Origin of the sequence: Paraburkholderia sp. NPDC080076 (assembly GCF_050281145.1) — a bacterium.
In the GTDB taxonomy this organism is placed as follows: Bacteria; Pseudomonadota; Gammaproteobacteria; order Burkholderiales; family Burkholderiaceae; genus Paraburkholderia.
Genome location: NZ_JBNNWQ010000010.1, coordinates 123937 through 149938 on the forward strand (window position 1 = coordinate 123937; position 26002 = coordinate 149938).

Consider the following 26002-nt stretch of genomic DNA (forward strand, 5'->3'; position numbering starts at 1 on the left):
GTCACCGTCCGCGAATCATCAGAAGCAGCGAGCGCGGCACCAGTGCGACCATGACGACATGCACGACGAAGAACGCAACCAGCACGCTCATTGCAACGAAATGCACGACACGCGCATTGTCGTACCCGCCCATCAGCGTGCGCAGCAGCGGGAACTGCACCGACTTCCATATCGCCAGTCCCGACAGGATCACGAGCGCAATATCGACGATGACGACCAGATAGGCGAATTTCTGTACCGCGTTGTAGCGTGTGAGGTCCTCATGCGCGAGCGTGCCGCGCAGTGCGGCGACGAGATCGGTTGCAAGCGACTTGAAGCTGACCGGCAGCAGTTTCCGGCGCAGACGTCCCGAAGCGATATTCAGCCCGACGTAGATGAGGAAATTCGCGACCAGCATCCACATGATCGCAAAATGCCATTGCAAGGCCCCGCCGAGCCAGCCGCCCAATGTGATGGCGGAAGGAAACTGTAAAGCTGGAAAGATCGGCGAGGCGTCATAGACTTGCCAGCCGCTCATCACCATCAGGACGACAGCGAGTGCATTGATCCAGTGGGTGATGCGGACCCAGGCGGGTTGAATCGTTGCGTGGCCCAAAGCGATCTCGTGATTGATGAAGTTGCGCATCGTCGGAAACGTCAAGCCACCGGCTTGCTCGGAATATCAATCGCTACTGGCCGGAATGCTGCGCTGCCTGTTCGATCAGCGCAGCGACTTCCCGCGGATGAGATTCGAACACCGCATGGCTCGCACCGTTGATCTCGACCGTATTGGCGTGAGCGCGCGCCGCGTACATGCGCTCGAGGTCCGGATTGATGATCTTGTCGGCCTTCGCGACCATGTACCAGCTCGGCTTTGTCTTCCATGCCGGATCGGAAATTTGCGCGGAGAACTCGGACGCCGCAAGCGGTATCTGCGCATGCGCTTCGAACTCTGCCTGCGCACGAGGCAGGTCGGGTGCGAACTGCAACGGATAGTCGGCGGGTTTCAGGTAGACAAAATTATCCGGCGTGCCGACGATGGAGATGGGTGAACCCGGGTACTTCTTGCCGTTGGCCGCCATGGTTTCGCCGGCGTCGAGCGCATGCGCGGCGATGTAGACCAGCGAGCTCACGTGATCGTCGTTCCCGGCTTCACTGATAATCGCGCCGGCATAGCTGTGACCGACGAGTACGCACGGACCGTCGAGGCTGTTGAGCACGCGTTTCGTGGCAGTCACGTCGTCGTTAAACGATGTCAGCGGTTGTTGCACCAGTGTCACGTGGTAGCCATCCTTCGTCAGAATGTTGTAGACGGGGCGCCAACCCGCGGCATCGGCGAAGGCGCCGTGGACCACCACGATATTCTTAACAGGCGCGGCAAAAGCCGGCGCGACGGCAGTGGTAAGCAGGCAGAGTACGGCGGCGGCTCGTAAGGCGGAAAAACGCATGGTGAATCCTTGAATATTAGAAGCGCAACAATGGATTAGGATTGTTGAATGAATGGAAAAGAAAATCGGAATGTCGACGGCATGAGGTGACGCGTAGCCGCTGTCGTGGTCATCTATGATTTCCAACACGATTCAGGCCGCTACCGGGGCCGGCCGCGCTTGCTGCCATCAGGGAAGATCATCGCCACTAGCGGCCACAGCGGAGACCGGCATCATGCGTTAGAACTGCGGCGCCACGCCGTCCTTTTCGACGAACAGCACGTGCGCGTCATAAACGCCGTTCGCGCCTGGGGTCACCACGGCGAAGACTTTCTTTCCCGCGATTAGATCGGCTTTGCTGACCGGAACCGGCGTCACGACGGGCACGTTTGTCGGCACGGTCACCGTGCTGGAGCCCCCCTTGTACGACAGATTCAGTTCACGGCCACTGGTGCCGGTGACAACCGATACTACGTTTGCATTCGTCATTGTGCTGTTAGGACCGAAGTCATAGGCGAAATGCCCTTCGGCCGTACCGCGTGCCGCCTCAGGAAAAACGATCATCGAAGTGGCCGTCAATTTTCCATCGCTTCCCGTGAGCGCCGGCGTCCCGACGTACGAACCGACTTTGGCGTCGGCAAGTTTGGCGGCCTTGAAAGCCGACACGCCGACGTCCGGCTTGACATCGATTGACACCGTATCGCCGCTGTTCCGGTGTACGGTCAGCATTTCGCCTTTGAACGACACGATATCGCCACGAATCCGTTCCGGTTTGACGTCGGGCGTTTGCGCGAAAGACACGCTGGAAAACGCAATGGCAGCGAATACAACGCCTAGTTTGTAATGAATCGACACGAGTTACTCCATCTACATGAATGCGATTGAATCGGGGCGCCGCGGTTGCAGCAACCCATGTTGCATGGGACCGGAGCAGGGCGCCCAAGCGCGAAGTCTGGTCGACAACTAAAGCGCTAACGCCGATCGGCAGGAGACAGACCGCCCGCGCGGGTTTGTGCGCTGCCGAGGCGCGAACGGGTCAGGGCAGTTGATTTTTCATGGCCAGAACGTCGATCGGTTCGATGGAAGGAGGGCTTGCCAGCATCTCGTCGGCGCGCGCCATCAGGGCGTTGGCCATGCTACCGAGCAGGTGTGCCTGACGATCCTCTTCACTCGCAAAGGCGTCGAAGACGCCGAACGTCGTCGGCGAGAACTTGAGGGCGAACCAGATCGGCGTGGTCGCCTCGCGATTGGTCATTTCAAGGCCACTGGTAAGGAAGTCCGCTACCGCCTGCTCCTTTCCCGGTTTGGCTTCAAGTCGGACAAAAAAAGCGTGCTTGATCATCTTCGTTTCTCCAGTGTCCGCGTGATGGGTTCATGCGGTGAGTGACACTGTACAAACAGAGTGCGCAGGGGAATACTGTCCCAATCGACAATTTTGGTACCAATTCTGCCATGCGAATTTTTGTCCTTGCGCTCGAGGGCGTGTTCGACACGGGTCTCACCACTGTGCTCGATAGCCTGACGATGGCCAACGGCCTTGCGCAAGCGACAGGCATGACCACGCCGGGCTTCGACATTACCGTGGTGGGGCTGCGGCCCGAGGTGCGTACCGCGCTCGGGATGCAGGTACCCGTTTGCGATATGTCCGACGCTCCCGCGCCGGATTGGGTCGTCTTGCCGGCGCTCAACCGCATAACAGCCGATGCGCTTGTGCCTTTGCTCGGCCGCGATGATGTGATCGATGCGTCGAGTGCCTTGCGTGCGTGGCGCAGCGGCGGCGCCCGCGTTGCGGCCGCCTGTACGGGCACGTTCGTGCTGGCTGAAAGCGGCTTGCTCGACGGTGGCGAAGCCACGACCACCTGGTGGCTCTCACCGTTATTCCGGCAGCGTTATCCGCACGTGCATCTGGATGCACATCGGATCGTCGTTTCCAGCGGCGGCGCGCTGACGGCGGGGGCGGCCCTGAGCCACGTCGACCTTGCGCTCTGGTTGATTCGCAACAACAGTCCTGAGCTTGCGGCGCTCGTAGCCCGTTACCTCGTCTTCGATTCGCGGCTGTCGCAGTCGGCGTATGCGATCTCCGATCACCTTTCCCATTCGGACCCGCTCGTCGAGCGTTTCGACCGTTGGGTGCGCGAGCGTCTCGACACGGCAATCTCGCTCGACGCCGTCGCCGATGCATTGGCGACCAGCACGCGGACGTTGACTCGACGTCTGAACGCAGTACTCGGTAAAACGCCTGTCGAGTACATACAGGATCTGCGGATCGAGCGTGCCGTTCAATTGCTCAAGACGACCAAGCTCACGGTCGATCGCATTGCTGAACAAGTCGGGTATGCGGACGGTCACACTTTGCGAACGTTGCTGCGGCGGCGGTTGGGTAAGGGAGTGCGTGAGTTGCGGGGATCTTGAGTCACAATAGCCGTCGTGCGATGCGCCTGCCGTCCGGTCCGGGCCGAGTTCGCACAGTAGCGACGCCGGCAGCATCGTGCGCCACGCTCGCCGTCACAGCGCGCCGCTCAAACAGCCAGACCAGATCTGCCCGGCGAAACAGGTTCGCCGGAAATGGGAGAGTCTATGTTCGACAAGATGCTGCGTATCGAAGGCGGACCGGACTGGCACCACTTCCACGTCTATACCGACAGCGAATTCGTCGCAGTACTGCTCGTCATAGCGCTGCTGCTCGCGATTCTGCTGGCGAGCGCGGTCTGCTACTACCTGACGCGCTCGATCATGCTGTTGATCGTCGGCCGCCTCGCGCGCCAGGAGCGGCACAAGTGGCTGCGAGCCGCCGAGCGTCACAAGGTCTTCCACCGGCTCGCGCCGCTCGTGCCTGCCGCGATCGTCTACGCGGCAGGCCCGCTGCTTTCAGGCATCACGTTCCCGATGATCGCGGCGCTCGGGCATCCGCTGTCGGTGCTGGCGGCCTGCTACATGGTGTACACGCTGCTGCGCGCCGCGCTCGCGTTCCTCGACAGTGTCAGCGAGCGCTACAGCCACTTCCCATCCTCGAGCGAGCGGCCGATCAAAAGCTTCCTGCAGATCGCCACCATCGTGCTCTACGTGATCGCGCTGATCGCTGTGATTTCCGTGTTGCTGGAGCGTTCGCCCGCCTACTTCCTCACTGGCCTCAGCGCGATGACGGCGCTGCTCATCATCATCTTCCGCGATTCGCTGCTCGGCTTCGTGGCGAGCATCCAGCTCGCCGCCTACGACATGCTGCGAGTGGGCGACTGGATCGAGGTGCCCGGCTACGTCGCCGACGGCACGGTGATCGACATCGCGCTGAACACGATCAAGGTGCAGAACTTCGACAACTCGATCGTCATGCTGCCGAGCTACGTCCTCCTGACAAACGGCGTGAAGAACTGGCGTGGCATGACGGAGTCGGGCGGCAGGCGCGTCAAGCATTCGATTCATTTCGACGCCGACACGGTCCGCTTTCCCGACGAAGCGCTGCTCGCCCGGCTGCACAGCGATATCGACCCGCCGCTCGCGGCATTTGCGCCCGACGACGCACGGCGCACGAACCTCGGCCTGTACCGTCTCTATCTGACCGCGCATTTTCGCGACCATCCGGCCGTCCGCCGCGACATGCCTGTCGTGATTCGCCAGGTGCAATCAAGTCAGCCCGTCGTCGCGCTGGAGATCTTTCTCTACCTCGACGAAACCAACTGGGAGCCGTACGAAAACCTGCAGTCGGACATGCTGGACCATGCTTATGGGCTCGTGCCGCTGTTCGGCTTGCGCTGCTGGCAACAGCAATGCCAGTCAGCGCGGCAACCTTAGCGGCGGGTGCAATCGCGGGCATAGCGTCTCGGGGCGTTCCAACCCGCGGCCGGACCACGGGAATGTCGGCTTGAGGAAAGCCGCCTCGGGCTGGCACTAGTTCAGCCCGGCATCTACACTTATTCCATACCTTGGCTGATGATGCCAACGACTGCGCCGAACAGGCGACGCAGGTATTGCCGCGCCTCTTCACTGACAAGAATAATCAACGGCGATCCGGCGCGGACAGGAGACACCGACATGAACGGCTATCAGGTCACCTTCTTCACCCAACAGGATCGCCGCCATCACGGCAAGCCGCTGGCCGATTGGCTCGTCCATCTTGCGGGGGAACTCGGTCTGCGCGGTGCGACCGTGATACCGGGCTGCGAAGGCGTCGGCCAGCATCACCGCATTCACTCGGCGCACTTCTTCGAGTTGGCGGACCAGCCTTTGTCCGTCGTGATGGCGATGACGAGCGACGAAGCCGATCGATTATTCGACCGGCTGCGCGCCGATGGTGTGCATCTGTTCTACGTCAAGACGCCTGTCGAGTTCGGGGTCATCGGGAACGACAACGGGAGCACTGCGAAGTCTTAGCAATACGATTGCGTGCGCAAACTCCGCGAGGTTCGACGCGCCCAACTCTCGTTGCCGACCCGACGTGCATCGCCGGGCGGCGCGTTCAATAAGCGTCCATCGGCGCCGCAAAGCCGCCGGCTTCGTTCGTCTTTGCTTCCGGCTCGCCGAGATACGGGCGATCGGGGCGAATCCAGTGCGCGGCAATCGGCCCAAGCACGAGAAAGAACATCGACAGTGCAAACACCGGCTGCCATGAATGCATCGTATCGACCAGCCAGCCGACGAGCGGCGGCGATACCGATGCCGCAATGCCGAGCCCCGTGTTCATGATGCTGCTCGAAGTCGCCGCGTGATTGGGCGCGAGATCCATTGCGACGGCCCACAGCGGCGCGGTCACCAGTTCGGATAGAAACAGCGCGGCAGCCAGCGAGAGGGCGGCGAGTGTCGACGACGTGTGCAGGAACATCGGCACGAAGAACACGATCGGCGCGAGAAAACCAATGGTAATCAGCGTTTGACGTGAGCGGCGAATGTTGCCGGTCTTCTTGAGCATCAGATCGCTGAGTGAACCACCGAGCGTGGTGCCGACCACACCGCTCAAGAAAATCCCCGAGCTGAAGATGGCCGAATGCCGGATATTCAGGTGATACGCCTGCGCGAAGAACGACGGCATCCAGTTCAGAAAGAACCACAGAATCCAGCCGTGACAGAAGCTCACGACGGTAGCCGGCCACAGTGCGCGCAGCAGCGGCGGCCAGCGCATCGGCACGCGTGTCTTGCCGAGTTTCGCGGGGAGTCGCGCAATGTCCTGGGGCGTGATACCCGGATGATCGGCGGGATTGTCGCGGTAATACCAGACCCACAGTACGACCCACGCCAGACTCGCCGCACCGAGCACGATAAACGCGATGTGCCACGAAAACGCGGTGATCAGGCCGGCGACGAGAATCGGCGTCGAGGCGTTGCCGAGCCGCGCGCAGGCATGCGTGATGCCTTGTGAAAAGCCGCGCCGCTCGGGTTCCATCCATGCAGTCAGCGCGCGGGCCGATGCCGGCACGATCGGGCTTTCACCCAACCCGACGACGAAGCGCGCGAGCAGCAACGTCCCCAGCCCGCCGGCAAAGCCGGTGAGGAGTGTGCCGAGCCCCCACAGCACGCCGCATACCGCGAGCATCTTGCGGGCGCCGAGACGGTCGCCGATAAAGCCGCCTGGAATCATCGCGAGCGCGTAGGTCAGCGCAAAGGCGGAGAACACGATGCCAAGCTGCGAGTTGCTCAGATGCAGATCGCGACGGATCGCGAGAGCCGCGGTCGAAATATTGGTGCGGTCCACATACATCAGGAACGACATGATGCACAGGACAATCAGTACGCCTGTCGTCGCGGAAAAGCGGTTGCGGCGGCGGATCGATTCCATCGTGTCTCCTCCTTGCGACCACGCAACGGCACGTGCCGTTGCGTCTCGTGTCGCGGCGCCGCGGGAATCGCCCCACGTCGCCGTACGTCGAACAGTTCGCTATGAATTGGTGTGATGCGAACTGAAACGCGAACTTGAACCTACTTATTCGAGTACTTCGCCGTGTACGCCGGCGGCGAGCGTCTGCTTTTCCCAGCGTTGCATCGGCACGACTTCGGCGACCGGACCGTTCGGCGAACGGAACTTGACCGGCAGATGACCCGGCGCCGTCAGGATCTCGCCGCCGTTTTCCTTGATCTGCGCGATGAATGCGTCGAGGTCTTCCACTTCCATGCCGATGTGGTGAATGCACGGCGCCGGGCCGGCGAAATCGGCTTCATCGGAGTCCGACTTCTCATAGTGAATCAGCGTCAGGTCCATGTAACCGTCGGTCAGGTGATGCGAAATGTGATCGCCGTTCTTGCCCTTGCGACGCACCGTGTTCACGTGCTTGTAGCCGAACACGTTCTCATAGAACGCGCGTTCCTTCTCGACGTCTTCAACCTTGAATGCAATGTGCTTGATGAAATTCGGCATGGGTCATCTCCTCTGATGTAAGCGCGCGTGGTTGCGCGATGAAGATCAGTCTAAGACGACATGTCGCCTCAGTCAATCGAATCATTCGAATGATTCGAATTAATGGATAGGTTCGGGTCGATGCCGATTGTCTCCGGTTATCGGGCTCGGTAGCGGCATGGCGCCGATCACGGTCACGCACGCGGGTGTCGATCCTGTATCCTTCCGGAATTCGCCGTGCAGGCCGCGAATCGGACCGGAGGCAGCGCATGAAATGTGTGCGTCTCGCGGCCATCTCAGCGCGGAACGGGCGGCATTTTCCGATTCCTTTTCTTCACTCTGACACTGACCTGAATGCCAGGACTTCGTACTCCGGGAGAGCAACCGCTCTATGAAATCGTCCGCGCCCGCATTCTCGAGCGCCTTCGTACCGGCCAATGGACGGCCGGCGACAAGATCCCGACGGAGCCGCAACTGGCCGAGGAATTCGGCGTCGGCATCGGCACGATCCGCCGCGCGGTCGAAGAACTGGTGGCCGAGCGCCTGCTGATTCGCCGGGCAGGGCGTGGCACGATTGTCGCGAAGTTCGCCGACGAACATGCGTTCGACCACTACTTCAGCTTCGTCGATACAGACGGCGAATTAATGAAGGTCACCGCGCGCCTGCTGCGCTTCGGCAAGGAGCGCGCGAGCCCGGCGCTTGCCGCGACGCTCAAGCTCGCTCGCGGCGCACGGCTTGCCACCGCCGACAATCTTCGGTTGCATGACGACGTGCCTGTCATGCTGGATCGTTTGTGGTTTCCGCTCGACGTGTTCCCGGATCTCGAACCCGGCATTTTCGAAGCACGGCGCGGTTCCATCTATGGCTTTTACCAGGAGCACTTCGGGATTTCGGTGGTGCGCGTGGTGGAAGATCTGGGCGGCGCAATTGCCGACGAAGAGGTGGCGCGCGCGCTGAATATCGAAGTCGGTGCGCCGGTGTTGCGCATCGAGCGCACGGCTTACACGTTCAAGGACCAGCCGGTCGAATTTCGCGTGCGCTATGTCGATTCGAGCCGTTGTTCGTATCGGAACGTGCGCGGCTTGCAGGATTGAGCGGTGTGCATCGACGGCGGAGAGGGCGGTGCGCCTGAGCAACTGCTCGGAAGCGGCAACCGCGTCCACCGCGCGCCTGAAAAACGCGGCACGTCATCAACGAACGACGCCCATAAATCAGGACGTCGTTCGCATCGATCAGTCTATTGCCGGAACTGCGCGATCGCGCCGAGCGCCGGCTCATTGAATACCGTCTCGCACCACACGCGCGCCTCGTCGGCGAGTGCGATGCTCCAGCCGCCGTGCTGCGCGTTGTCGGTGAATTTGGCCGCGAGTTCGGCGCGCGACAGCGGCTCACGCGCGCCGCCGCGCATATGCGGCTGGCGCACTTCCTGAAAGGTACCGTCGTTGAGCGTCGCGCGCAGATGGCCGGTGAAATTGCTCGGGTACTCGTTGTCCGGATCGATCACATAGCGGATCTTGCCGGCCAGCGCGAGCACCGCCGGATCGTGAATGCGCGCTTCGGTGAACTGGCTGAAGCCCGCCTTGCGATCGAAGAAACCCACCGCCATGCAGAACGGTGTGCTGAACTTGGCGGCGTAAGCGGTCGGCGGCCGATGCTTGACCGCGAGGTCTTCCCACAGCCGATGCACCGTGCCTTCGCCCACTTCACACACGATGTCGCGAATCTGATCCGCCTGCACGCCGCGCTCCGCGAGGGCGATCGCACAATCGATATACGGTTGGGTCATCGTGCCGCACGCATAGGGCTTGAACGCGATCGTCTCCATGATCCACGACTTGCCGAGCGTCTCGAGCACCGGCGAGAAATCCGGCGCGCGCGACGGTGCGAACGCCTTGAAGAAACCGTGCTTGCCTTCGAGTACCGTACGCGGGCCGTCGAAGCCGCCGCGCGCCATCAGCGCCGCGCGAATGCCCGACTGCGCGGCCCATCCGGCGTGCATCCGCTTGGTCGAGGTGCCTTCGGCCAGATACTCGATGATCCCCGCCGCCATGCTGCCCGCGATACCGAGCGCCGAGGTGGCCTGCTGCGGATTCAGGCGTAACGCACTTGCGACGCCGCCCGCTGCCGCGAGTGCACCGATCACGGCTGTCGGATGAAAGCCTGCCGTATGAATAGCGCGCGGCGCGACGAGACTCAAGCGGCACATCAACTCCGTGCCGACCGCGATGCCACGCAGCAACGCTTCGCCACCAAGACCTTCACGTTCGCACGCTGCCAGCACCGCGGGCACGACCACTGCGCCCGAGTGCACCGGACCGCCCTCGAATGTATCGTCGTAATCTTCGCCGTGCGCGGCGGTGCCGTTGATCAGCGCCGCGTCGAATGCACTGAAGCTGCCTGCGTGGCCGAGCGCTGTGCAGGCGCCGCCTGCGTCGGTGGCTTGCAGCGTCGCGCGGATATACGATTCGTCGCGCCCGGCGATGCACAGACCCGTCACATCGAGCAGCAACAGACGGGCGATTTCGACGGTCTGTGCAGGCAGTGCCGACGCGTGCACGTCCGCAATCCAGGCGCCGAGTTTTTCGCCAACGATTCCGTGTCCTTCTGGTTTTTCAACGCTCATACGGGTGACCACTCCGAGTCGGTAATGAAATGCGTGCGCCGCCGTGTTGCGCGCGTGCCGGGCGTTTCGGGCGCGCGCTGAGGCTTAGTGCGGACCTTCGGCGACGGTGGCTCGCGCCGTCTTGCCGGCGGCGTCACCTGCCGCGGCTGCGGGGGCTGCGTCTTCCGCGCTATGCGCGGCGATCGCGCGCTGGAAGCCCGCCTGCACGTGCTGGCGCATCGCCGTCGCGACGGCTTCGGGATCGCGGCTCGCGAGCGCGTCGAGAATCAGGCGATGTTCGGTGTGCGACGCCTGCGAGCTGCCCGCAATCGAAAAACCGCGCCGGCGCAGCAGGTGCATACGGTTGATCGTTTGCCGGTACAGACCGAGCATCGTCGCGTTGCCCGACAGTTCGACCAGCCGGTCGTGAAAGGCGATATTCAGCGTGAAGTAATTGTTCAGCTCGCCGTGGATCGAACTGGCTTCGAGCTGATCGAGCATTGCGTGCAGTTCCTGCAACTGCGTGTCGGTGATCTTCGATGCGAGCCGGCGACCGGCCATCTCGTCGAGGCCGGCGCGCACTTCATAGAGTTCGGCGGCTTCGTCGTCGGAAATCTCGCGGATGTAGACGCCGCGATTCTTTTCGAGCCACACGAGACCCGCTTCCTCGAGCGCGCGAAACGCTTCGCGCACCGGACTGCGGCTGATCTTCAGATGGTCGGCGAGATCCATCTCATTGAGTTTCATGCCGGCCTCGAGCTCACCCGTCTTGATGCGACGGAGAATTTCCTCTTGCACGAGACCGGACAGCGTGACGGAGCGAAGCAACTCGAGCGAAGTGGTGGGGCGGGGCATAGACAGACCTGTTTTGGGAAAGCTGGCAGTGTACAACGCACATTGCGTCTTGAAGATTGTCGACAACATACTATCCACAACGCAGGCGCGCAACTAGAATTTGCCATGATTTGCGTATTGTCGACAATATGTACAATGCGATCTCGTACCCTGGCGATTCCCTGTTCACGGCCTCACTATCCTTTACGATCCGATGACCCAAGCCGATCGCGTCACCCAAACTCTCGCGCGCTACCTCGTCAACGCGCGTGCCGACAGCCTGCCGCAAGCCGTGCGCGACCATGCGGTGCGTACTTTCGTCAACTGGATGGGCTGTGCGGTCGGCGCGTCGCGGCATGAAGCGGTCGAGATCGCGATGGCGGCGCTCGCACCGTTCGGCGGCCCGGCGCAGGCGACGGTGCTCGGCCGCACGGAGAAGGTCGACGTGCTGAGCGCCGCGCTCTTCAACGGCATCAGCTCGCACGTGTTCGACTTCGACGACACGCATCTGAAGACCGTGATCCATCCGGCGGGCCCGGTGGCGTCGGCGATTCTTGCGCTGGCCGAGTATCGGCCGGTCAGCGGCAAGGAGTTCATTCTCGCGCTGACGCTCGGCATCGAAACCGAATGCCGGATCGGCAATGCGGTCTACCCGAACCACTACGACATCGGCTGGCACATTACGGGCACGGCGGGTGTGTTCGGCGCGGCCGCCGCGGCGGGCAAGCTGCTCGGGCTCGACGAACAGCAGATGATCTGGGCGCTCGGTCTCGCGGCGACGCAGCCGGTCGGCCTGCGTGAGATGTTCGGCACGATGACCAAGAGCTTCCATCCGGGACGCGCGGCGCAGAACGGCCTCGTGTCGGCGTTGCTGGCGGCGCGCGGCTACACGAGTTCGCAGCAGGGCATCGAAGCAAAACGCGGCTGGGCGAACGTGACGAGCACGCATCGCAACTACGCGGAAATCACGGACGGGCTCGGCGAACGTCATGAAAGTCTGCTGAACTCGTATAAGCCGTTTGCGTGCGGCATCGTGATCCATCCGGCAATTGACGGCTGTATCCAGTTGCGCAACGAACATGGGTTGAAGGCGGACGCGATTGCGTCGGTGCAGTTGAAGGTGCATCCGCTGGTCCTCGAACTGACCGGCAAACGCACGCCGCAGACCGGGCTCGACGGCAAGTTCAGCGTCTATCACTCCGCGGCGGTGGCGATCATCGACGGTCGCGCCGGCGAGCATCAGTACAGCGACGCGGCCGTTCATGACGCCACGACAGTGCGGCTGCGCGACAAGGTCACCGCCGAGATCGATCCCACGATGCCGGCCGACGCCGTTCACATCACGGTCACGCTGACCAATGGCGAGCGGCTCGAGAAACATGTGGAGCACGCCATCGGCAGCATCGATCGGCCGATGAGCAATGCCGAGCTGGCCGCCAAGTTTACCGATCTGGTCGAACCGATTCTGGGCGGCGCGCACGCCGCGAAGCTGCTGGAAGCGGGATGGCAGATGGAGTCGCTGGACAACATCGCAACGCTGGCGGAGCTGGCGCGTCCGGTCGAGAAGACGTCGTAAAACGGCGCTCACGTGCAGTACCGATGAGGTGCGCCTCGTGCAAGCATGGACGCGCGTCATCGATAACATTGTCGACATAACACAAGCCGCGATACCCAAAAACGCGGCGGACCGTGGATTCAGGAGACGAGATGTCGAGTTCCGTCGGTGTGGCAGTCGCAGTAGCGCGTCCGTATCGCGTCTTTATCGCCACATGGGCGGGCTGGATGCTGGACGGCTTCGACAACGCCATCTACATCTACGTGATCGTGCCCGCCTTGACCGAGTTGCTGCCGAAAAGCGGCTTCGTGGCCGATCACGCGCATATCGCGCGGCTCGGCGGGTTGATGTTCAGCCTCTTCATGCTCGGCTGGGCCTGCTCGATGTTCTGGGGCTGGTGCGCGGATCGCTTCGGCCGCGTGCCGACCATGTGCGCGACCATTCTCATCTATTCGATTTTTACCGGCGCCTGCGGGCTCGCGCCGGGCATCGTGTCGTTCGCGATCTTCCGTTTTCTGACGGGCTTCGGCATCGGCGGCGAGTGGGCCGCGGGAGCGCCGTTGTTGCAGGAGTCGGTGCCGGAGCATTTGCGTGAACGCCTATCGGGATGGCTGCATACCGGCACGCCGATCGGTTTTCTGTTGGCGTCCGCCGCCGCGCTGGTGATTCTGCCGCTGGGCGGCTGGCGCGTTCTGTTTCTGATCGGCAGCGCACCCGCGTTGCTGACGATCTGGCTGCGCCTCGGCGTGCCGGAGTCGCGCCGTTGGCAAGAGCAGCGGCGCGCACAGGGGCCGCGTGCGCGCGTCAGCGATCTGTTCGCTTCCGGCATGGCGCGCACCACCTGGTCCGCAGCATTGATGATGACGTGCCTGATCTTCGGGCTGTGGTCGTCCACATTCTGGATTCCGACGCTCGTGATTACCTGGCAGCGCGCGGGCGGCGCATCCGTTGCCGATGCGCAGTATCTCGGCTCGCTGAGCGGCCTGATCCTGAGCGTCGGTACGCTCGCGGGATGCGTCGCGATGCCGTGGATCGTGCGCTGGATTCCGCGCCGCAAATCGGTCGCCAGCGTGTTCTTCTCCGGCGCCCTGATCTGCAATGTCACGTCGTACTTCGGCATTGTGGTGTTGCTGAAAAGTCTGCCGCTATTCCTGATCACGCTGCCGCTGCTCGGCTTCTTCACGAGCGGCGTGTTTTCGCTGTTCACGATTTGGCTGCCCGAAATGTTTCCGACGATGCAGCGCGCGCTCGGTTCCGGATTCGCCTTCAGCTTCGGCCGCGTGCTTGGGGCGGCGGGGCCGTCGATTGTCGGCGCGCTCGCGGCGATGTTCGGTTCCTATCCGCTCGCGATCACGGCAGTCTCGCTGATCTATCTGGTCGGTCTGTTCTGCGTGAAGTGGGCGCCGGAAACCGCGCATCGGGCACTGCAGAGATGATCAAACGTATTCCGAATGATGTGCGTCGCGCGCCGCAGGGCGTCGGCGGCAATCGAAACTGAAGGAGCAAACCATGCATCACGGTCACAGTCGCGGTCACGGGCAGGGCGGTTCAAGATGAAAGCGAAAGCAGGCATGTTTACCGGCACCACAGGCAGAGTGTTCATGCTCATCTGCGCGATGTATTTCATCGAATACGTCGACCGGGTCAATCTTTCCATCGCGGCGCCGCTGCTGAAGTCGGAGATGCATCTGTCGAACACGCAGCTCGGCATTGCACTCTCGGCGTTCGGCTATTGCTATGCGATCTTCCAGGTCATCAACGGTTATCTGGGCGACAAGATCGGACCTCGCCGGATGCTGGCGTTCTCGGGCATCCTATGGACGCTCGGCACGCTCGCGACCGGTGTGACCGGCGGCCTCGCGACGCTGGTGCTCTCGCGCGCACTGGTCGGTCTCGGCGAAGCCGGCACGATTCCGAACGCCACGCGCGCGATGGCCAACTGGGTTCCGCTGGTCAAACGTGGCTTCGCACAGGGCTTCACGCACTCGGCCGCGCGCCTCGCGGCCACCGTCACGCCGCCGTTGCTCGTGCTGATGATTCCGCTGCTCGGCTGGCGAGGCGCGTTTGTCGCGCTGGGCTGCGTCAGCGCGATCTGGGTGGTCGTATGGGCGCTGTATTTCCGCGACGATCCGCGCACGCATCCGTCGATCACCGCCGCCGAAGTCGATACGTTGCCGCCGTATGCCGGCCCGCGCCATCGCACGGCGGTGCCGTGGTGGCCGCTGATCCGGCGCATCATGCCGGTCACGCTGGTGTTCTTCTGCCACGCGTGGACGCTGTGGCTGTATCTGAGCTGGCTGCCGAGTTTCTTCGTCGGCGTGTACGGCATCGACTTGAAGAGCACGGCGCTGTTTACGTCGGGCGTGTTTCTCGCCGGCGTGGTCGGCGATACGGCGGGCGGCCTGCTGACCGACGCGATTTATCGACGCACCGGCAATCTGAATACGGCGCGGCGCAACGTGATCATCATCGGTTTCGCGGGCTCGCTGCTGTTTCTCTCGTGCGTGCTGTTCGTGCGGGACCGGACCTTGATCGCGCTGTGTCTGGCCGCGGCACTGTTCTGCCTTGAATCGACCGAAGGCCCGATCTGGGCCGTGCCGATGGATGTCGCGCCGGCCTTTGCGGGTGTCGCTAGCGGCTTCATCAGCACGGCGGCCGGTCTTGCGGCGGTGGTGTCGCCGGTCGCGTTCGGCCTCATTACCGACATGACGGGCAGCTATCGTCTGCCGTTCGTGATGTCCATTGCGCTGTTGCTGGTCGGCATTGCGTTGTCGTTCTGGATTCGTCCCGACCGGCCGCTGCAAGCCACCGCGCAACCCACGCTATCAACGAAATCACTGGGAGTGCATTCATGAAAGGAGAAGTCAACGGCGTCGCGGTCGTCACCGGGGCGGCGCGCAATATCGGCCGCGAGATCGCACTGCAACTCGCGGCAGCGGGCAATGCGGTGCTCGTCAACGCGCGCAGTTCCGCCGCCGAGGCCGCCGAAGTCGTGCGCGCGATCGAGGCCGCGGGCGGCCGCGCGGCCGCGCATCTGGCCGACGTCAGCGAACCGGCGGGTGCGCAAAGTCTGATGGAAGCGGCGATTCACCATTTCGGGCAGATCGACATTCTCGTCAACAACGCCGCGGTGCGTCGCGAAGTGCCGTTCGCGGAGCTGGATTACGCACGTTGGCGCGAGGTGATGTCGGTGATTCTCGACGGCGCGTATCTGTGCGCGCACGCGGCGTTGCCCCATTTGCGGCAATCGAAGGCCGGCGCGATCGTCAATATCGGCGGCATGTCCGCGCATGGGGGCTCGGCGGGGCGCGCGCACGTGATCGCCGCGAAAGCGGGCCTCGTCGGTTTGACGCGCGCACTGGCGCACGATCTGGGTCCGGACGGCATCACCGTCAATTGCGTGGTGCCCGGCTTGATCGCGACCGTGCGCGGCGGCGCGGCGGGCAATACCGAACCCGCGCATCACGCTGAGCGCACTACCTTACTTGGCCGGCGCGGCCAGCCCGACGAGGTCGCAAGCCTCGTGCAGTTTCTGTGCGGCCCGACAGCACGCTATCTCACGGGCCAGGCGATTCATGCGAACGGCGGCGCTTTTCTAGGCTGATCGTAGCCGCGGCGGCGCGGCAGACAACATCTGCGCGCCGCTGCCGACCAGTTTCAAGTCGGACTCGCTATTGCGGGTTTCGCAGGAGGATTGCTTATGCGGTGAAGACATCGAATTAGTTAGTATTACAGAGTGAAATGTTTAAGGCACAAATAAATTATGACTTGGCGGAGATGACAGAATGAGAAAGTCGCTTTTTGCATTATCGATATTGGGGACCTTTGCTGGAACCGTTCACGCGCAGAGCTCGGTCACGCTGTACGGCATTGTCGACGAAGGCGTGTTGATCAACACCAACGCGAAGAACGTGGTGAACGGCAAGAACGTGGGCGGCCGGCAATTTTCGGTCGATTCCAACGCGGGCACGCAGGGCAGTCGCTGGGGCATCCGCGGCGCGGAAGATCTGGGCGGCGGCCTGAGGGCGATCTTCGTGCTGGAGTCGGGCATCAACGTCAGCACGGGCGCGTTCGGACAAGGCGGCACCGCATTCGGCCGGCAAGCCTACGTGGGCCTCGCCAGCCGTTCGTTTGGCTCGGTGACGTTGGGCCGTCAGTACGACAGCATCAACGACTATGTCGGCAACTACGGCTTTGCCGCGGCGTATGGCGGATCGACGACGGAACATCCGGGCGACCTCGACAACGTCAACCACACGTTCCGCGCGAACAACACGATCAAATACGCGAGCCCCAATTTCAATGGCCTGACGTTCGGCGGCACGGTGAGTCTGGGCGGCGTAGCGGGCGAGATTTCGCAGTCGAGCGGGTACAGCCTCGGTGCGAATTATGGACACGGCCCGTTCGGGATTGCGGTCGCCTATGAACTGTTCAAGAATCCATCCGCGCTGGGCTCGATTCTGAACAGCAACGCTAGCCCCACGACGTTCAACTCGCTGAATTCGGGCTATCTCGGCACGAAGCCTGCCAACTCGCTGCAAATCATCACCACGGGCGGCTCATATGATTTCGGCCCAGCAAAGATTGGCGCGGTGTATTCGAATACCAAGTACATGAACATCGGCGCATTCGGTGGCGCGACCGCGACGTTCAACAGCTACGAGTTGAACGCGCTCTATCGCGTCACGCCGGCGCTGTTCTTGTCGGGCGAGTACAACTATACGAAGGGCAACGCGGTGAAGGGCGACATCGGCGACCAAAAGTACAACCAGTTCTCGTTGCTGCTCGACTACGTGCTCTCCAAGCGTACCGATGTCTATCTCCTCGGCACCTTCCAGACCGCGAGCGGCACGAGCTCCACTGGCGCTGCGGCGGTTGCGGATATCGGCAGTCTCGGCGATTCGTCGAATAATCATCAGGCCGTGGCGCGCGTCGCGATTCATCACAAGTTCTAAGAGCTCTGTTTTACATGCGCAAAGCCCAGGGCATCGAGCGATGCCCTGGGCTTCATTCATGCATTCAAGCCTCGCGCGCTAACACTTCACGTCAACGCTGCCAGGTTATTTCGCGCTGATCGCGACGCCGCGAACCTTGGCAACTTCACCAGCAGTGACAGCGGCTGCGCGATTTCCCCAACTGCTTCGCACAAAGCTCAACAGATCCGCGATCTGCTGATCGGTCAAACGCCAGCCGAAGTCGGGCATGGCAAGCGGCGTCGGCGCGGCTGCGGTGGACGGCATATGCGAGCCGCTCAATACGATATGAATCAGCGATGCCGGATCGCCGCTCAGCACCGATGCATTGCCCCTGAGGCTAGGGAAGGCCGGCATCGCGCCGGTGCCATCCGTGCGGTGACAGGCTGCGCAATTGTCCAGATAGAGATGCGCGCCGGTCGAATCGATGTGACCGGCTCTGAGCGCGACAGCCGTCTGATCCGCGCGACCGCTTTGCTGCGCGGCCGGCGGCGTCGCGCCCGTTTGCAATGACGGCGACGTCAGATAAGTTGCAATCGCGTTCAAATCTTCGTCGTGCAGATATTGCGTGCTGTCGTTGATGACCTCCGTCATCGGGCCGAATGCCGCGCCGTCGTGCATACGCCCACTGCGTAGATAGGCGACAAGATCGGCCTTGCTCCATACCTTATCGCTGGTCGATGTTTGCGCCATGTGACCACGCAGGTTCGGTGCATACCAGCCAGCCAGCGTATTGCCGGACAGGAACGCGGTATTGTCCTTGTCGTCGAGTACGCTCTCCTGCCCGAGCATGCCGTGCGGCGTGTGACATGCGCCGCAGTGCGCGAGCCCTTGCACCAGATACGCGCCGCGATTCCATTCGACACTCTGGTGCGGATCGGCTTGATAAGGCAGTGGGTCATGCGCATACAAACGATCCCACACTGTCATCAGCGTGCGAACGTTGAATGGAAAGCGCAGTTCGGACGCGCGATTCGGCTGCCCGACGGGTTTGACGCCTTGCGTGAAGTAGCGATAGAGCGCATGCATATCGCTATCGTCGATCTTCGCGTACGACGGATACGGCATTGCCGGATACAGACGATGACCGTCTTTGGCTATGCCTTGGCGCAACGCCTTGGCGAAGTCGTCATAGCTATAGCCGCCGATGCCAGTCGATGCGTCCGGTGTGATGTTGGTCGAATAGAGCGTGCCGAAGGGCGTCGCGAGCGGCAGCCCGCCCGCGAACGGTTGCGCCTTGTTCGCCGTGTGGCACGCCGCACAATCTCCGACTTTCGCGAGATAAGCGCCTTTGGCTAGCTGCGCGTCGACGGTTACTGGCGTGGGCGTGGCATTCAAAGTTTGCGCGTTCGCACCGCTGCCGGGCGCGCCACTGCACATCAGCGCAAACACGGGGATCAGGTACTGCCTCAAGCGATCGAAAGTGATTTTCATGACGGTCGCTCACGCCTGAACCAGAGGGCCGGGATTCTTCAGATACGTCTCGCGTATTGCCTTCGCCGCGTAGTACGTCATGGCGCCGATGGTGCCGGTTGGATTGATGCCGAGATTTTGCGGGAACGAACAGGCGCCGGTCACGAACACATTCGGAACGTCCCACGACTGAAGGTATTTATTCACCACGCTGTTGTCCGGCCGGTTGCCCGCGATCGCCCCACCGGTCGTATGCGTGCTCTGATACGGCCCGACGTCGAAGTGATCGCCCGGCTTGCCCGCGTTGATCGCAACCGATTGCGGTTTCGGATTCATCGCGCGCGCGACATCGGCGGCTTTGTGGCTGACGAACTGGGTCATGCGGCCTTCGTTGTCTTTCCAGTCGAACGTCATGCGCAATAGCGGCAGGCCGTATGCATCCTTGTAAGTCGGATCGAGGTCGAGATAGTTGTCGCGGTACGACATCACCGAGCCTTGCGTGGAGATGGCGAACGAATGCAGATAGTGGTCCTTCACGGCCTTTTTCCAGCCGGAGCCCCACTTCGGCGTGCCGGGCGGCACCAGTGCCTGCGCGATCGGGCGGCCGCCCGTCACGGTCGCAAAGGTAATCGCGCCACCGACGAAGTTCAGCGGACCGTGATCGAAGTTGTCGGCATTGAAATCGTCGTAGACGACGCCGCCCGCTCCCGAACCGATGAACGGATTGATCGCCACGTCCTTGTCGAAGAAGACCTGAATCTTGCTGTTCTTCTGGTACGCGTAGTTCTTGCCGACAGTGCCTTCGCCGGTGGCGGGATCGTATGGCTTGCCGATCCCCGACAGCAACAGCAGACGCACGTTGTGCATCTGGTACGCGCACAGCGCGACGATATCCGCGGGCTGCTCGACGGTACGACCTTGAGCGTCGATATAGGTGACGCCCGTCGCGCGCTTGCCGGTCGCATCGAGATTGACCTTGACGACCGCCGAGCGGTCGCGCAATTCGAAGTTCGGCTTTCTCGCAAGCGCCGGGAGAATGCAGGTCTGCGGCGATGCTTTGGAAAACATGTAGCAGCCGAACAGTTCGCAATAGCCGCAGAAGTTGCACGGGCCTAGCTGCATGCCATACGGGTTCGTGTACGCCTTGGAAGCAATCGACGCAGGCGTCGGATACGGGTGGAAGCCCACTTCGCGCGCGGCCTGCTCGAACAGCATCGACGGATACGCAGTGGGCAAGGGCGGCAATGCGTAATCGCGTGAACGCGAAGCTTCGAATGGATTGCCACCACTGATCGGCTGACCGTTGACGTTACCCGCCCTGCCCGAAGTGCCGGCGACATATTCGAAGCGGTCGTAGAACGGCTCGAGTTCGGCGGCGCTGACGGGCCAGTCCTGAATCGTCATGTCGTTGGGTATGAAGCTCTTGCCGTAGCGCTGTTCGTAGTGGCTGCGCAGTTTCAGTTCGGCATCGGTTGCACGATAGGTGAAGCCGTTCCAGTGCACGCCCGAGCCGCCGACGCCGTCGCCGAACAGAAAGGCGCCGTACTGGCGCAGCGGCAACGCGACTTCCTGCGCCTGGCGGCGGATCGTGACGGTCTCGTGCGCGAGGCTTTGCATCAGCTTGAAGCGCTGCACGTAGGTCAGTTCGTCGGCGACCTTCGGATACGCGAAGTCGGGATACGTATCGCGGTTTTCGCCGCGTTCCAGGCCGACCACGGTGAGGCCGGCGTCCGCCAGTTCGATCGCCATGATCGAACCCGACCAGCCCATGCCGACGACCACCGCGTCCACTTTGGGTTTACTGATGTTCGCCATGTGTCTCCTCCTGGCGTGTGTTTTATCTAATGCTGCTGTGCGCGTTGCTGGATGAAGGCGGCGGCTATGCCTTGCCTTCGATCGTTACGGTTCCGAGCGGATACACTTTGCCGGGTTGCGCGACCCAGTCGAGATAGTCGGCGCGCGCGCCGGGAAAACCGATCATGGTCCAGCTCGCGGCGTGCTTGTTGCCGCCATGAATCGGATCGGAGAAATAGCCTTCTTTGGTGTTCTGCCACAGCAACGCGATGAAATGACCGGCCGAGGTTTGCTCGAATTTGACCTTGCGGCTATCCATGCCATGCAGCAACGTGTCCTGTTGCGCGGTCGTCAATTGCACAAACGGCTTGCCGCCGAAGTGCGCCTTGCAATAGGCGTCGAGCGCCGCGATTCCGGTACGGTATAGGTCGCGAGGGGTCATGGGACTTTGATAGCCGGCGAGCGGCGTGGCATCGGGATGAAACGGGCCATGCATATACCACGCTGCCGCATGACCGAACGCGCCTTCCATCTGCCGGTCGATGAACGCCGCGACGTCGAGTTCGAGCGCGCCCGGACCTTCGGCATCGGTGGGAATCAGGCGGTCGATCGCGGCTTGCAGCACGCTCCACTCGTCGGGCTTGAAGAACTTCGGCTGGTACGGTTTCGCGCTAGAACCGTCGGTTCCAGCGGTGGCTGACGTTGACGCCGATGCCGATGCCGTCACGCCGCCGGGCCGATCACACGCAGCAAGGCCGCCCGCCACCGGCAACACCGCGACGCTTTTGATCAGGAACCGGCGCCGCGATGATGCTTTGGGAGGCACTGCTGACGCGGCGGCGGGTTTATCGTCCATGATGAACTTCTCCGTGCATTAAAAAGGCATCCTGATCGATCTGGCTTGAGAGCAAGATGGTCGACCAGCGTAAGCGCCGCGAAACGGCGCCCCCCGTCTTTACTTCAACGCGTCCGCGCCTGCCTTGCAGATATCCGCATCCTGGTCGCCGCTGCCGCCGCTGCATCCGATCGCGCCCACGATCTTGCCGCCCATCACGAGCGGATAGCCGCCGGGAGAAGCGGCCAACGAAGGATCGAGCGTCGCGGAATAGGTGTGGCCGGTTTCGAAGGCGTTATAGAACGTGCGCGTATCGCGACGAAAGCGCGCGGCGGTCGCGGCTTTGCGCAGCGCGATTTTCGGCGACGCGTTCTGCGTGTTGTCCATCTTGGCGAACGCGACGAGTTCTCCGCTCGGATCGGTCACGGCAATGGCTTCGGGCCAGCCGTGCCGCGCGGCTTCAGCTTCGGCGGCTTCGAGCGCCTGGTTGGCGTTCTGCAGGCTGATCGGCATGCCGTATGGAATATCGAACGGCGAGTGCGCCGGCAGGCCACCAGCCGACGGTTGCGACGCGGGCGTCTGCGCGATGGCGTTCGTGCCGCTCAGTGCCGCGCACAGCGAGAACAGCGCGGACAACGAGGCTTGGATGATTCGCTTGCTGGTCATATTGGATTCCCCTGTGTGGCCGATAAAAAGCGTCGAGCATTGGCGGTCGGTGACAGCTTCGCCCGATGCGTCAAACACATCGGGCGAAGCGCATCACGTTCAGTCGACCGAAGTCCAGCGCGTACCCAGCGCTTCCGTAATGGCGGCGGTGTCGAAGCGATACGCCATCAGCGCAGCGAAGCCGCGCCGTCCGTCGATCGACGCAGCCGCACTCGTGAAGCCATGCTTCGCGATCATCGCGGCTTCGAGCGCGTCCGCTGCGGCCTTGCCGATCTCGATCGCTTCCATCGCGTGGTCCGCGTTGTGCGCGAGTCCCGCGGCCTGGGTTGCGGCGACGCCGAGCGCATGACGTGTATGCACTTCGTCGAGACGCAGCAGGCGCGAGACCGCCAGCACCGCGCCCAGCAAGCCCACCGAAGACGCCACGTTCCAGCGCACACGGAATTCAGCGCTATCGACCGCGCTGAGAATGCGCGCGGCGGCTTCGATACCGATCGCGGCGGCGGCGATCGCGTCGCTCTCTGAAGAGCCGAGCGTGTCCCCGGCTACGATCACAGCGGCGAGCACCGGCATCGCCGGCGACGCGGCGGCTTGCGTCGCCAGCGACGTGCCGAGAATCCATGCGCGGGTGCGCGAGTCGGTCGCCGCGCTGCCTTGCGATTGCAGCAGGGCGCTGATCTGCTCGGTGGAACGCGTCGCCGGATCGGTGATCAGGCGCGCGTGGGTGAGAGCGTCGCGCGCGGCGTCGAGTGCGGCGTCGGCCGAAGCGGGCAGCGCGGCGATGGCGAAGCCGACGAGCGCGTCGGACACGACGGAATGTTGTGCGGCGTTATGCATGATTCAATTCTCCGGCGGGAGCGCACAGTGCGAAGAGCGCGTCGAGGTTGGCGGCGCTGTCGAGTGTCGCCACGGCGGATGCGAGTTGCGCGGCGGTGCCGTCGCCAAGCAGCGGATCCACGAGCAGACGGACCTTGTTCATCAGCTCGTCGTCGGTCAGCGGACGCGCGAGGCTGCCGCGCGCATGCTCGACGTGATGTTCGACGACCGTGCCGTCCTTCAGCGTCGCCGCGATAAAGACTTCGTCGCGATTGACCGATGCGTCGGGCGCGAGCTTGGTGAGCGCGCGCACCGCCGTCACGTCGTCCTGTACCACGCGTGCGTCTTCGTATTGCGCGAGGCCGACCTGGCCGTCGCACAGTGCGGCGGCCACGCCGTGAATCGCGCTGAAGCGCGCCTGCAGGCCGTCCTTCGGCTGCGGGTTGCCCATCAGTTCGGGCACGAGCGGATGGCAGCGCAGCGTGATCGATTCGATCGACTGCACGTCGTCGATTTGCGGCGCGAGCGCGAGTCCCGCGTCGATCGCCGGATGCGCGACGATGCCGCACGGGTACGGCTTGTACGTGTTGAAAAGCAGTTCCCAGCGCTCGCCGAACGCGCCGTTCATCAGTTCGAAATCGACCTTGGTCGACATCGAATGCGAGTAGCCGCCGGCGGCTTCGAAAATATCGGCGGCGGCGCGCTGGCCGTGCTGCGCGAGACGCGCGGCCGCAATGCCGTTCGCAGCCGCCTTGCCGGGGTGATAGGGCTTGGTCATCGTGCCGAACGCTTCGCGCTGGCCGACGAACATCGAGGCGGCGATCGACACCGCTTGCGTCAACCCCGCTTCGTCGAGACCGAGCAGCAGCGCGGCCGTCACCGCGCAGCCGATCACGCCGCACGTGCCGGTGATGTGCCAACCGCGGTCGTAGTGTTCCGGCGAGATCGAGACGCCGACCCGCAACTGCGCTTCGCAGCCGAGCGTGAAGGCCGTCAGCGCGGCGGCGCCGTTCGGCCGCGTGTCGGGCGCAAGCGCCGTCAGCACGGCGAGCACCGAAGCGGCCGGGTGAATGACGGTCGCGAGATGGGTATCGTCGAAATCGTCGAGATGGCCGGCAAAGCCGGTCGCAAGCGCGGAAAAATGCAGATCGACTTTTTCGCTGCGGCCCGGCACCGGCGCAATTTGCGCCACGCCTAGCTCATGGGCGGCGGCGAGGATCGCGTCGACACCAGGATGCCGCGATGCGCCGATCGAAGTGCCGATCACATTGATCAAAGAACGCCTGGCTTCCTCTGCGACCGGGACCGGCAGCGGACGCTGCGCCAGTGCGAAAAGGCCGTGCGCGAATGCGGCGGCGATGGAACTCATTGAGACAACTCCTCCAGACGAATGCCGTTGGTCTTCGGCCCTAGCAGCCCGACCATCACGACGATCACAAACATGGCTGACGAAATCAGCACGAACACGGCGGGCACGCCCGAATGCTTCAGCAATGCCGCCACCCAGAAACCGACGAAGATCGAACTCAGACGGCTCCAGCTAAAAACGAAACCCACGGCGCGGGCGCGAATCCGGGTCGGATACAGCTCGGCCTGATAGGTGTGAAAGATGCCGATCAGCCAGTTGTTCGCGATGGTCACGGCGCTGCCGAACAGCAGGATCAGCACCGGTTCGCGCACCATGCCGAACAGCACGCCGGCCACCGCGACGACGATCGCGCAGCCGACCAGTTGCCACTTGCGCTGGACGCGCTCGGCGCACGCCATCGCGCCGAGTGCGCCAAGCGGCGTCGCGAACGCGATCACCATCGTGTAGAGCAGCGAATGCGTGATCGTGATGCCCTTCGTGTAGAGCAGCACCGGCACCCACGCACCGAATCCGTACACGCCGAAGGTCTGGAAGAAGTTGAAGAACGACAGCATCACCGTGCGGCTGAAGTAGCGGCCCTTCCACATTTCCGACCATGAACCGCTGTGCTCGCCGGCCGGCGGTTCCGGCGTGTGTTGCGCGGGTGCCTGCAACGCGTGGCCGGTTTCGGCGACCACGCGGGCCTCGATCGCATCGACGATGGCGCGCGCCTCGTCGACACGGCCTTTGCTTTCGAGCCAGCGCGGCGATTCGGGCAGCCCGCGCCGCATGAACCAGATCAGCACGGCGCCCGCTGAGCCGATGATCATCACCCAGCGCCAGCCTTCGAGACCGAGGATGGTGTGCGGCACGAGCAGAAACGACAGCACCGCGACGGTCGGCACGGACGTCAGGATCACGAGGATGCTGAACGCACTGTAGCGGCCGCGCGTGTGATTCGGCGTCAGCTCGGAAATATAAGTGTCGACAGTAATGAGCTGCACGCCGATTCCGAGGCCCGCGACGAAGCGCCAGAGATCCATGGATTCCGGTGAATGCTGGAATGCGGCGGCGAAGGTCGCGACCGAATAGATCAGCATCGCGCAGGTGAACACGGCGCGGCGTCCGAAGCGGTCGGTGAAGCCGCCGAGCGCCACCGTGCCGACGAACATCCCGGCGAAAAACGAGCCGAGAAAGCTGGCGAAGCCGTTGACATCGAACAGGCCCGCCGTGGTGGCGCGGTACAGACCACTGCTGATGAGTCCCAGTGAGATATAGGCCGCCATGAACATTTCATAAAACTCGAACCAGCCGCCGATCGCGATGCGCGCGACGAGGCCGCTGAAATAACGCGTCGGCGGCAGGCGGTCGAGCCGCGCTGAAACGCTGGCTTCGACGCCGGTCCTTCCGGCGATCTCCTTTTCCATGTACATCGCG

25 protein-coding genes are annotated in these 26002 nt (G+C 62.8%); 9 read left to right on the top strand and 16 right to left on the bottom strand.

What is annotated here, in order from left to right; genetic code table 11:
- Nucleotide 1: 1 nt before the first annotated feature.
- The 4 genes from ACQKRQ_RS32265 to ACQKRQ_RS32280 form a co-directional block, all read right to left on the bottom strand.
- Nucleotides 2-625, bottom strand: coding sequence for a cytochrome b/b6 domain-containing protein (locus ACQKRQ_RS32265; RefSeq protein ID WP_427481654.1), 624 nt, complete (start codon nt 623-625; stop codon nt 2-4).
- 43 nt (nt 626-668) lie between these two features.
- Nucleotides 669-1427 (bottom strand): alpha/beta fold hydrolase, encoded by a 759-nt coding sequence (locus ACQKRQ_RS32270; RefSeq protein ID WP_427481480.1) that lies wholly within the window; start codon nt 1425-1427, stop codon nt 669-671.
- A 219-nt stretch (nt 1428-1646) separates the two neighbouring features.
- Nucleotides 1647-2261, bottom strand: coding sequence for a hypothetical protein (locus ACQKRQ_RS32275; protein ID WP_427481481.1), 615 nt, complete (start codon nt 2259-2261; stop codon nt 1647-1649).
- Between the two features lie 181 nt (nt 2262-2442).
- Entirely contained in the window at nt 2443-2748 is a 306-nt protein-coding gene (locus ACQKRQ_RS32280) for a putative quinol monooxygenase (RefSeq protein ID WP_408177714.1), read from the bottom strand.
- 110 nt (nt 2749-2858) lie between these two features.
- On the opposite strand from ACQKRQ_RS32280, the gene ACQKRQ_RS32285 reads away from it, so the two are divergent.
- Both ACQKRQ_RS32285 and ACQKRQ_RS32290 read left to right on the top strand, forming a co-directional pair.
- Nucleotides 2859-3818, top strand: coding sequence for a GlxA family transcriptional regulator (locus ACQKRQ_RS32285; protein WP_132381610.1), 960 nt, complete (start codon nt 2859-2861; stop codon nt 3816-3818).
- A 165-nt stretch (nt 3819-3983) separates the two neighbouring features.
- Nucleotides 3984-5195, top strand: a complete 1212-nt coding sequence (locus ACQKRQ_RS32290; protein WP_427481482.1) for a mechanosensitive ion channel family protein — start codon at nt 3984-3986, stop codon at nt 5193-5195.
- Between the two features lie 119 nt (nt 5196-5314).
- Here the strand turns inward: ACQKRQ_RS32290 and ACQKRQ_RS32295 are convergent, their stop codons facing one another.
- Nucleotides 5315-5437, bottom strand: a complete 123-nt coding sequence (locus tag ACQKRQ_RS32295) for a hypothetical protein (protein WP_427481483.1) — start codon at nt 5435-5437, stop codon at nt 5315-5317.
- Between ACQKRQ_RS32295 and ACQKRQ_RS32300 the strand changes: the two genes are divergently transcribed.
- Nucleotides 5436-5774 (top strand): DUF190 domain-containing protein, encoded by a 339-nt coding sequence (locus ACQKRQ_RS32300; protein WP_408290117.1) that lies wholly within the window; start codon nt 5436-5438, stop codon nt 5772-5774. The two genes, ACQKRQ_RS32295 and ACQKRQ_RS32300, sit on opposite strands and share 2 nt — an antisense overlap.
- A gap of 85 nt (nt 5775-5859) precedes the next feature.
- Here the strand turns inward: ACQKRQ_RS32300 and ACQKRQ_RS32305 are convergent, their stop codons facing one another.
- Both ACQKRQ_RS32305 and ACQKRQ_RS32310 read right to left on the bottom strand, forming a co-directional pair.
- Nucleotides 5860-7173: an MFS transporter gene (locus ACQKRQ_RS32305; RefSeq protein ID WP_132381616.1), complete on the bottom strand. Its 1314-nt coding sequence runs from the start codon at nt 7171-7173 to the stop codon at nt 5860-5862.
- Between the two features lie 144 nt (nt 7174-7317).
- Nucleotides 7318-7749, bottom strand: coding sequence for a VOC family protein (locus ACQKRQ_RS32310; protein ID WP_132381618.1), 432 nt, complete (start codon nt 7747-7749; stop codon nt 7318-7320).
- Between the two features lie 333 nt (nt 7750-8082).
- Between ACQKRQ_RS32310 and ACQKRQ_RS32315 the strand changes: the two genes are divergently transcribed.
- The gene (locus ACQKRQ_RS32315) at nt 8083-8823 is read left to right on the top strand and encodes a GntR family transcriptional regulator (RefSeq protein ID WP_132381620.1); all 741 of its coding nucleotides are present in this window, start codon (nt 8083-8085) and stop codon (nt 8821-8823) included.
- A 143-nt stretch (nt 8824-8966) separates the two neighbouring features.
- Here ACQKRQ_RS32315 and ACQKRQ_RS32320 read toward each other — a convergent pair whose 3' ends face one another.
- Together ACQKRQ_RS32320 and ACQKRQ_RS32325 are read right to left on the bottom strand one after the other, a co-directional pair.
- Entirely contained in the window at nt 8967-10352 is a 1386-nt protein-coding gene (locus ACQKRQ_RS32320; protein WP_427481484.1) for an MmgE/PrpD family protein, read from the bottom strand.
- A gap of 84 nt (nt 10353-10436) precedes the next feature.
- Nucleotides 10437-11186, bottom strand: coding sequence for an FCD domain-containing protein (locus ACQKRQ_RS32325; RefSeq protein WP_408177719.1), 750 nt, complete (start codon nt 11184-11186; stop codon nt 10437-10439).
- Nucleotides 11187-11379: 193 nt separating this feature from the next.
- Here ACQKRQ_RS32325 and ACQKRQ_RS32330 point away from each other — a divergent pair, with 193 nt between their 5' ends.
- From ACQKRQ_RS32330 to ACQKRQ_RS32350, 5 genes are all read left to right on the top strand, one after another.
- Complete coding sequence (locus tag ACQKRQ_RS32330; protein ID WP_427481485.1) at nt 11380-12741, top strand: MmgE/PrpD family protein; 1362 nt, start codon at nt 11380-11382, stop codon at nt 12739-12741.
- Nucleotides 12742-12872: 131 nt separating this feature from the next.
- Nucleotides 12873-14156 (top strand): MFS transporter, encoded by a 1284-nt coding sequence (locus tag ACQKRQ_RS32335; protein ID WP_132381628.1) that lies wholly within the window; start codon nt 12873-12875, stop codon nt 14154-14156.
- A 117-nt stretch (nt 14157-14273) separates the two neighbouring features.
- A complete protein-coding gene (locus tag ACQKRQ_RS32340) occupies nt 14274-15575 on the top strand; it encodes an MFS transporter (protein ID WP_408177722.1) in 1302 nt (433 codons plus the stop codon).
- Nucleotides 15572-16324, top strand: coding sequence for an SDR family NAD(P)-dependent oxidoreductase (locus ACQKRQ_RS32345; protein ID WP_427481486.1), 753 nt, complete (start codon nt 15572-15574; stop codon nt 16322-16324). Before ACQKRQ_RS32340 ends, ACQKRQ_RS32345 begins: the two co-directional genes overlap by 4 nt.
- 181 nt (nt 16325-16505) lie before the next feature.
- Complete coding sequence (locus ACQKRQ_RS32350; protein WP_427481487.1) at nt 16506-17675, top strand: porin; 1170 nt, start codon at nt 16506-16508, stop codon at nt 17673-17675.
- 105 nt (nt 17676-17780) lie between these two features.
- Here the strand turns inward: ACQKRQ_RS32350 and ACQKRQ_RS32355 are convergent, their stop codons facing one another.
- From ACQKRQ_RS32355 to ACQKRQ_RS32385, 7 genes are all read right to left on the bottom strand, one after another.
- Nucleotides 17781-19127, bottom strand: coding sequence for a c-type cytochrome (locus ACQKRQ_RS32355; RefSeq protein ID WP_427481488.1), 1347 nt, complete (start codon nt 19125-19127; stop codon nt 17781-17783).
- A gap of 9 nt (nt 19128-19136) precedes the next feature.
- Complete coding sequence (locus ACQKRQ_RS32360) at nt 19137-20921, bottom strand: GMC family oxidoreductase (protein WP_427481489.1); 1785 nt, start codon at nt 20919-20921, stop codon at nt 19137-19139.
- A 64-nt stretch (nt 20922-20985) separates the two neighbouring features.
- Nucleotides 20986-21756, bottom strand: coding sequence for a gluconate 2-dehydrogenase subunit 3 family protein (locus ACQKRQ_RS32365; RefSeq protein WP_427481490.1), 771 nt, complete (start codon nt 21754-21756; stop codon nt 20986-20988).
- Nucleotides 21757-21855: 99 nt separating this feature from the next.
- Nucleotides 21856-22401: a GlcG/HbpS family heme-binding protein gene (locus tag ACQKRQ_RS32370; protein WP_132381642.1), complete on the bottom strand. Its 546-nt coding sequence runs from the start codon at nt 22399-22401 to the stop codon at nt 21856-21858.
- Between the two features lie 99 nt (nt 22402-22500).
- Complete coding sequence (locus tag ACQKRQ_RS32375) at nt 22501-23238, bottom strand: MmgE/PrpD family protein (RefSeq protein WP_408290095.1); 738 nt, start codon at nt 23236-23238, stop codon at nt 22501-22503.
- Nucleotides 23231-24586 carry an MmgE/PrpD family protein gene (locus tag ACQKRQ_RS32380; RefSeq protein WP_427481491.1) on the bottom strand — a complete coding sequence of 452 codons (1356 nt, stop codon included), beginning with the start codon at nt 24584-24586 and terminating at the stop codon, nt 23231-23233. Before ACQKRQ_RS32380 ends, ACQKRQ_RS32375 begins: the two co-directional genes overlap by 8 nt.
- A complete protein-coding gene (locus ACQKRQ_RS32385; RefSeq protein WP_427481492.1) occupies nt 24583-25998 on the bottom strand; it encodes an MFS transporter in 1416 nt (471 codons plus the stop codon). Before ACQKRQ_RS32385 ends, ACQKRQ_RS32380 begins: the two co-directional genes overlap by 4 nt.
- Nucleotides 25999-26002: the final 4 nt, after the last annotated feature.

Excerpts from the sequence above, each read along its gene's own strand:
- ACQKRQ_RS32265 (WP_427481654.1), bottom strand. The coding sequence starts at position 625 with ATGCGCAACTTCATCAATCACGAGATCGCTTTGGGCCACGCAACGATT.
- ACQKRQ_RS32270 (WP_427481480.1), bottom strand. The coding sequence starts at position 1,427 with ATGCGTTTTTCCGCCTTACGAGCCGCCGCCGTACTCTGCCTGCTTACC.
- ACQKRQ_RS32280 (WP_408177714.1), bottom strand. The coding sequence starts at position 2,748 with ATGATCAAGCACGCTTTTTTTGTCCGACTTGAAGCCAAACCGGGAAAG.
- ACQKRQ_RS32285 (WP_132381610.1), top strand. The coding sequence starts at position 2,859 with ATGCGAATTTTTGTCCTTGCGCTCGAGGGCGTGTTCGACACGGGTCTC.
- ACQKRQ_RS32290 (WP_427481482.1), top strand. The coding sequence starts at position 3,984 with ATGTTCGACAAGATGCTGCGTATCGAAGGCGGACCGGACTGGCACCAC.
- ACQKRQ_RS32300 (WP_408290117.1), top strand. The coding sequence starts at position 5,436 with ATGAACGGCTATCAGGTCACCTTCTTCACCCAACAGGATCGCCGCCAT.
- ACQKRQ_RS32295 (WP_427481483.1), bottom strand. The coding sequence starts at position 5,437 with ATGTCGGTGTCTCCTGTCCGCGCCGGATCGCCGTTGATTATTCTTGTC.
- ACQKRQ_RS32305 (WP_132381616.1), bottom strand. The coding sequence starts at position 7,173 with ATGGAATCGATCCGCCGCCGCAACCGCTTTTCCGCGACGACAGGCGTA.
- ACQKRQ_RS32310 (WP_132381618.1), bottom strand. The coding sequence starts at position 7,749 with ATGCCGAATTTCATCAAGCACATTGCATTCAAGGTTGAAGACGTCGAG.
- ACQKRQ_RS32315 (WP_132381620.1), top strand. The coding sequence starts at position 8,083 with ATGCCAGGACTTCGTACTCCGGGAGAGCAACCGCTCTATGAAATCGTC.
- ACQKRQ_RS32320 (WP_427481484.1), bottom strand. The coding sequence starts at position 10,352 with ATGAGCGTTGAAAAACCAGAAGGACACGGAATCGTTGGCGAAAAACTC.
- ACQKRQ_RS32325 (WP_408177719.1), bottom strand. The coding sequence starts at position 11,186 with ATGCCCCGCCCCACCACTTCGCTCGAGTTGCTTCGCTCCGTCACGCTG.
- ACQKRQ_RS32330 (WP_427481485.1), top strand. The coding sequence starts at position 11,380 with ATGACCCAAGCCGATCGCGTCACCCAAACTCTCGCGCGCTACCTCGTC.
- ACQKRQ_RS32335 (WP_132381628.1), top strand. The coding sequence starts at position 12,873 with ATGTCGAGTTCCGTCGGTGTGGCAGTCGCAGTAGCGCGTCCGTATCGC.
- ACQKRQ_RS32340 (WP_408177722.1), top strand. The coding sequence starts at position 14,274 with ATGAAAGCGAAAGCAGGCATGTTTACCGGCACCACAGGCAGAGTGTTC.
- ACQKRQ_RS32345 (WP_427481486.1), top strand. The coding sequence starts at position 15,572 with ATGAAAGGAGAAGTCAACGGCGTCGCGGTCGTCACCGGGGCGGCGCGC.
- ACQKRQ_RS32350 (WP_427481487.1), top strand. The coding sequence starts at position 16,506 with ATGAGAAAGTCGCTTTTTGCATTATCGATATTGGGGACCTTTGCTGGA.
- ACQKRQ_RS32355 (WP_427481488.1), bottom strand. The coding sequence starts at position 19,127 with ATGAAAATCACTTTCGATCGCTTGAGGCAGTACCTGATCCCCGTGTTT.
- ACQKRQ_RS32360 (WP_427481489.1), bottom strand. The coding sequence starts at position 20,921 with ATGGCGAACATCAGTAAACCCAAAGTGGACGCGGTGGTCGTCGGCATG.
- ACQKRQ_RS32365 (WP_427481490.1), bottom strand. The coding sequence starts at position 21,756 with ATGGACGATAAACCCGCCGCCGCGTCAGCAGTGCCTCCCAAAGCATCA.
- ACQKRQ_RS32370 (WP_132381642.1), bottom strand. The coding sequence starts at position 22,401 with ATGACCAGCAAGCGAATCATCCAAGCCTCGTTGTCCGCGCTGTTCTCG.
- ACQKRQ_RS32375 (WP_408290095.1), bottom strand. The coding sequence starts at position 23,238 with ATGCATAACGCCGCACAACATTCCGTCGTGTCCGACGCGCTCGTCGGC.
- ACQKRQ_RS32380 (WP_427481491.1), bottom strand. The coding sequence starts at position 24,586 with ATGAGTTCCATCGCCGCCGCATTCGCGCACGGCCTTTTCGCACTGGCG.
- ACQKRQ_RS32385 (WP_427481492.1), bottom strand. The coding sequence starts at position 25,998 with ATGTACATGGAAAAGGAGATCGCCGGAAGGACCGGCGTCGAAGCCAGC.